Consider the following 4,593-nt stretch of genomic DNA (forward strand, 5'->3'; position numbering starts at 1 on the left):
GGCGCGGACGCGGGCGCGGACGCCGCGCCGAGCCCGAGAGGCGCCAGCGCGAGAAGACCGAGCGTTTCGAAGGCGACGCGAAGGACGCCGGCGCGAAGACCTCCGGCGCGGACGAGGCGGCTCTTCTCCATCGATTCCCCCGTGCGAAACGGAAACGTCGCGGATCGCCGCCATCATAGCGCCCGCGGCGCCGCCGACGGCGCGCGCTTCGCCTCTGCCGCGGGACGGGGGAAGGGCGCATCATGACGGGCGCCGCGCCGGGTTCGGCGGCGGCGAAGGAGGTCAGTGATGCGGAAGTCCGTCGTTCTCGCCCTCGCGCCGCTCGCCTGCGGGCTGGCGCTCGCCGCGCCCCCCGCGAAGGCGCCCGCCAAGCCGGCGGCGAAGCCGGCCGCCAAGCCCGCCGCGGAAGCGCCGCTTCCCGAAGGATGCATCCGCGTCCAGCACGTGCTGATCGCCTTCGAGGGCTCGGCCAAGATCGGCGAGAACTACAAGGGCGTGACGGAGGAGCAGGCGCGGAAGTTGGCCGAGGAAGTGCTGGAGAAGGCCAAGAAGGGCGCCGACTTCACCGCGCTGGTCAAGAAGTACACCGCCGACCGCGTCCCCGGGAAGCCGCCGGCCGCGGGGATCTACGGCATGTGCCCGAACGATCCGGCGCCGGAAGGGTTCGTGCCGCGGACGAAGATGGTCCCCGCCTTCGGCGACGTGTCGTTCTCGCTCAAGCCGGGGGAGATCGGCATGGCCCCGTACGATCCGAAGACCTCGCCGTACGGCTGGCACATCATCAAGCGCCTGAAGTAGGCGAACCGACATCCGGAAAAACGAAAACGGCCGGCGATCTGCCGGCCGTTCGTCGTTCGAAGGGTGAATGGCGGGAGCGACGGGACTTGAACCCGCGACCTCAGGCTTGACAGGCCTGCGTGCTAACCAGCTGCACCACGCCCCCGTCTGTGCCCTTCGTTTGGTGGGCGGCACCGGGCTCGAACCGTGTGACCCCCAGCGTGTAAGGCTGGTGCTCTCCCAGCTGAGCTAGCCGCCCGAGCGCACGAAAGAGTAGAGGCCGGTTCGGGGTTCGTCAAGCCGGCGGGCGAAATTGGTCCCCCGGCCCCTCCCCGGGACGCCCCGCTCCGTCCGCCTTTTCTTCATGAAGAAGCTCCGCCAAGCGGGCCCGCGCGGCCGGGACCTGCGTCCCGGCCCAGTAGATCCGCCCGCAGCCCGGGCAACTGGTGAACCGCCCCTGCGTCCGCAGGACGTACGGCGGCACCCGCCCGGCGACCGCGGCGGGGGAGACCTCCTCGACGAGGCCGTTGCAGGAGACGCAGCGGCTGAACAGAACGAGCCGCTCGGGGGCGAGGCCGCAGGCGGCGAAGACCTGCCGCAGTTGCGGGCCCAGCTCTTGGGCCTCGATGAACAGGCCGCGGCGCACCAGCCGCCGCCGCAGCAGGGCGGCGTCGCGGGTCAGGACCGTGCGCTCCTCGCGGGCCGCGATCCGCGCGATCTCGCGGTCGTCGAGCCGCGGGTCGTAGACGACGTCCAGCCCGCACAGCCGCAGCCAGCGGGCGAGGCGGCCGAGCATCGCGTCGGCCACGAACCGCGGGGCGTCTTCCACGGCTTCAGTCTATGGCGGACCGGCCCCGCGGCGGGGCATGATCGGGGGCGATGGACGAGCTGACTACGATCGCGCCCGCCTGCCCGCGCCTCCGCGCGCTGGGGCTCGACCTGATGGACACGATCCTGGTCGATCCGTGGGTCGAGGCGGTCGAGGCCGTCACCGGGCTCGGCGTCGTCGATTCGCGCCCGCTGCGCGACCGCGCGGCGTGGGCCGACTTCGAACTGGGGACGATCGACGAGGCGGAGTACGCGCGCCGCTTCTTCCTGCCCCAGACCGGGCTGGCCCTCGACCTCCCGCGGCTCAAGGCCGAGTTCGCGCGGCTCTTCCGCTTCGTCGAGGGGATGGAGGAGCTGCTGGCCGACGCCGCCGCGCGCTGGCCGGTCCACGTCCTCTCCAACTACCCGCCGTGGTACGAAGGGCTGCGCGCCCGCTTCGCCCTCGACCGGTTCGTCGCCGGGCATCATCCCTCGTACGTCGTCGGCGCCCGCAAGCCGGCCGCGGCCTACTTCGAGCGCGCCCTGGCGCGGATCGGCTGCGCGCCGGGCGAACTGCTCTTCGTGGACGACCGCGAGGACAACGTCCGCGCGGCGCGCGCCCTCGGCGTGCCGTCGCTCCTCTTCGTCGGCGCGGGGCCGCTGCGGGCCGTGCTCGGCCTGTCGCCGCGGGGCGGCGCTCCGGAGCGGGGCGCCGGAAATCCGGGATAGACTGGACTCCACCTCCACGGAGGAATGCGACATGAAGCGTTCGCGCTTGGTCTTCTTCGCTTGCTTCGCGGTCGGCGCCCTGACCGGCGCCGCCCTCGCCGCTCCCGCGCCGCAGCAGACCCCCGCTCCGCAGCAGGAGCCCGTCGCCGCCGCGGCGCCGGCGGCCGCGGCCGCGCCCGCCGTGCAGACGGCCGACCTCAATCCCGCCGTTCCGGCCGGGTCGCTGATCCTGATGAAGAAGGTCCCGTTCGCCGAGAAGCAGCCGATCCGCCTCGACATGGTCGTCGGCAACCTGCGCGTGCCGGAGCTGAAGATCACGCCGACCGAGGCGCGGCTGGTGGACCAAGTGCTGCCGCCGCGCGGCGGGCACGCCCGCTTCTCGTGGCTCAACTACGCCGTTTCCGCCGAGAACCCGAGCGCGCAGGAGTGGACGCTCGCCGTGCGGATCCGCCTGCTCGACCGGAGCGGCGCGGTGATCGACGAGTTCGAGTTCAGCCGCGACATCGGCGCCGGCAAGGCGAAGGCCGCCGAGCTGCGCCGCCTGACGCTCAACTACGCCGTCCAGTACGTCGATCAGGTCGAGGTCACGCTCAGCGCCGAACGCTGACCGCGGAGGCGGTTCTCCGGGGGGCGGCGGGCGCCTACAATGGCCTCCCGCCCTCGGAGGCTCGCCCATGTCCTCTCGCGTCACCCGCAGGCAGTTCGTCCTCGCCGGGGCCGCCGGCGCCGCCGCGGCCGCGATCCATCGCGCGGCGGGCGCCGCGCCGACCGTCCTCGTCCCGGGACCGGCGCGTCCGGTCGTCGTCTCCGCCGCCAACGGCGCGCAGTTCAAGAACGGCGGCGCCAAGACCTGCGTCGAGGAGGCGTTCGAGCGGATCGCGCGCGGCGAGGACGTCGTCGAGGCGCTCGTCGCGGGGGTCAACATCGTCGAGCTCGATCCGGAGGAGATCAGCGTCGGGTACGGCGGGCTGCCGAACGCCGACGGCGTCGTGCAGCTCGACGCCTCGTGCATGCACGGGCCGCGGAAACGGGCCGGCGCGGTCGCCGCGCTCGAAGGGGTGCGCACGCCGTCCCGCGTCGCGCTCGCCGTGATGAACGAGACCGACCACCACCTGCTGGTCGGCGCCGGGGCGCAGGCGTTCGCGCGCCGGCTCGGCTTCGCGGTCGAGGACGACCTCAACACGCCGAAGTCCCGCAAGCTCTGGCTCGACTGGAAGCGGCGCACCGATCCGGACCACTACCTCGACCCCGCGGCGCGCGAGCTGTCCGCGGCGCGGGCCCGCGACGCGATGATCGGCGCCGGGCTGGTCGATCCGGCGCACGTCTTCGGCACGATCCACTGCAACGCCGTGACCGCGAAGGGGGAGATCGGCGGCGCGACGACGACGAGCGGTCTCGCCTTCAAGATCCCCGGCCGGGTCGGCGACTCGCCGATCCTCGGCGCCGGCAACTACGTGGACGGCGAGGTCGGCGCGGCCGGCTCGACCGGGCGCGGCGAGGCGAACCTCTTCCACTGCGCCTCGTTCCTGATCGTCGAGGAGATGCGCCGCGGGGCGCACCCGAAGGACGCCTGCCTCGCGGCGCTGAAGCGGATCGCCGAGGCGACGCGCGAGCGGCGGCTGCGCAACCTCGCCGGACGGCCGAACTTCCAGCTCAAGTTCTACGCGCTCGACAAGACGGGGCGGCACGCCGGCGTCGCGATGTACGCGCTCGACGCGCCGGGGAGGCGCGCGACCTACGCGGTCTGCACGGAGAAGGGGCCGGAGACGCCGCCGATGGACGCGCTCTTCGAGGGGACGGCGCGCCCCTAGCGCGACGGATCGAGAACGAGCGAACGACGGGCCCGCGGAAGATCGGCGGCGCCGAGCGCGCTTCGCGCGGCGCTAGCGAGGAACGGACCAACGGGTTCGGTCAGGCGAGGCCGACCGGGCCGAACGCCGGCCCGAGCGCCTCGCGCGGCGGGGCGGGAAGATCGGCGCGGTTCGGCGCGAAGCGCGCGACGAGGACCGCCAGCGGCGCCACGGCGCGCAGCCCCCAGCCGGCGCCGGGGTGGCGCGCCATCTCGCGCACGAAGTCGCGCACCGTCATCGCCGGGTCGTCGGCGTCGCCGAGGCCGGTCGCGTCCACGAGGTACTCCTGCACCAACGTCCAGCCGGGGGGCGCGACTTGGCCGAGGAACGGCAGCGGCAGATGCGGCAGCGCGAGCGGCCGGCCGAAGAGCGTCGCTTCGTCCGCGGCGCGGTCGGCGGCGGCGCGTTCCATCCGCGGGATCAGCCAGGC

Annotated in this window: 6 protein-coding genes and 2 tRNA genes; 4 read left to right on the top strand and 4 right to left on the bottom strand. The window is 73.7% G+C overall.

Annotated features, from left to right (window positions below; translation table 11 throughout):
- Window positions 1-288: 288 nt before the first annotated feature.
- Window positions 289-798 carry a peptidyl-prolyl cis-trans isomerase gene (locus LLG88_04090; GenBank protein MCE5246087.1) on the top strand — a complete coding sequence of 170 codons (510 nt, stop codon included), beginning with the start codon at window positions 289-291 and terminating at the stop codon, window positions 796-798.
- Between the two features lie 68 nt (window positions 799-866).
- Here LLG88_04090 and LLG88_04095 read toward each other — a convergent pair.
- From LLG88_04095 to LLG88_04105, 3 genes are all read right to left on the bottom strand, one after another.
- A tRNA-Asp gene (locus LLG88_04095) sits at window positions 867-943 on the bottom strand.
- Between the two features lie 16 nt (window positions 944-959).
- Window positions 960-1,036, bottom strand: a tRNA-Val gene (locus LLG88_04100).
- 36 nt (window positions 1,037-1,072) lie between these two features.
- On the bottom strand, window positions 1,073-1,606 hold the full coding sequence (locus LLG88_04105; GenBank protein MCE5246088.1) for a Mut7-C RNAse domain-containing protein: 534 nt from the start codon (window positions 1,604-1,606) through the stop codon (window positions 1,073-1,075).
- A gap of 50 nt (window positions 1,607-1,656) precedes the next feature.
- Here LLG88_04105 and LLG88_04110 point away from each other — a divergent pair, with 50 nt between their 5' ends.
- From LLG88_04110 to LLG88_04120, 3 genes are all read left to right on the top strand, one after another.
- A complete protein-coding gene (locus LLG88_04110; GenBank protein ID MCE5246089.1) occupies window positions 1,657-2,313 on the top strand; it encodes an HAD-IA family hydrolase in 657 nt (218 codons plus the stop codon).
- A gap of 31 nt (window positions 2,314-2,344) precedes the next feature.
- Window positions 2,345-2,920, top strand: coding sequence for a hypothetical protein (locus tag LLG88_04115; GenBank protein MCE5246090.1), 576 nt, complete (start codon window positions 2,345-2,347; stop codon window positions 2,918-2,920).
- A 67-nt stretch (window positions 2,921-2,987) separates the two neighbouring features.
- A complete protein-coding gene (locus tag LLG88_04120; GenBank protein MCE5246091.1) occupies window positions 2,988-4,124 on the top strand; it encodes a N(4)-(beta-N-acetylglucosaminyl)-L-asparaginase in 1,137 nt (378 codons plus the stop codon).
- Between the two features lie 100 nt (window positions 4,125-4,224).
- Here the strand turns inward: LLG88_04120 and LLG88_04125 are convergent.
- On the bottom strand, window positions 4,225-4,593 hold a 369-nt coding region (locus LLG88_04125; protein MCE5246092.1), incomplete at its 5' end, for a hypothetical protein.

The sequence above is a fragment of the bacterium genome (assembly GCA_021372775.1).
Lineage (GTDB): Bacteria > Acidobacteriota > Polarisedimenticolia > J045 > J045 > JAJFTU01.

Bases quoted from the DNA above. Each gene is read 5' to 3' on its own strand.
- LLG88_04090 (MCE5246087.1), top strand. From the start codon at position 289: ATGCGGAAGTCCGTCGTTCTCGCCCTCGCGCCGCTCGCCTGCGGGCTG.
- LLG88_04110 (MCE5246089.1), top strand. From the start codon at position 1,657: ATGGACGAGCTGACTACGATCGCGCCCGCCTGCCCGCGCCTCCGCGCG.
- LLG88_04120 (MCE5246091.1), top strand. From the start codon at position 2,988: ATGTCCTCTCGCGTCACCCGCAGGCAGTTCGTCCTCGCCGGGGCCGCC.
- LLG88_04115 (MCE5246090.1), top strand. From the start codon at position 2,345: ATGAAGCGTTCGCGCTTGGTCTTCTTCGCTTGCTTCGCGGTCGGCGCC.